Origin of the sequence: Methylobacterium nigriterrae (genome assembly GCF_037106235.1) — a bacterium.
Lineage (GTDB): Bacteria > Pseudomonadota > Alphaproteobacteria > Rhizobiales > Beijerinckiaceae > Methylobacterium > Methylobacterium nigriterrae.
Genome location: NZ_JBAWTG010000816.1, coordinates 1 through 277 on the forward strand (window position 1 = coordinate 1; position 277 = coordinate 277).

Sequence of the window (277 nt, forward strand, 5' to 3'; positions counted from 1 at the left end):
GGGGCGGCGATCAGAACGATCGGGTGCGGCCCGAAGATCTCCGCCTCGATCGCGAAGTCCCGCGGCGGCCGGCCCATGATCGCGAAGTCGATCTCGGAGTTGCGCAGGGATTCCACCGTGCTGCCGCGGTTGCCCACCGAGAGGTTGATCTCCACCCCGGGATGGAGCCCGACGAAGCCGGCGATCACCTGCGGGGCGAAGGACTTGGCCGTCGAGACCACGCCCATCGTCACGCGCCCGCCCGCGCCCCCCGTCAGCGTGCGCAGCCGATCGGTGC

Annotated in this window: 1 protein-coding gene; it reads right to left on the reverse strand. The window is 71.1% G+C overall.

Annotation, left to right across the window (positions count from 1 at the left end):
* Nucleotides 1-277: LysR substrate-binding domain-containing protein (locus tag WDW90_RS39275; RefSeq protein WP_336493017.1), on the reverse strand; the 277-nt coding region annotated here is incomplete at both ends.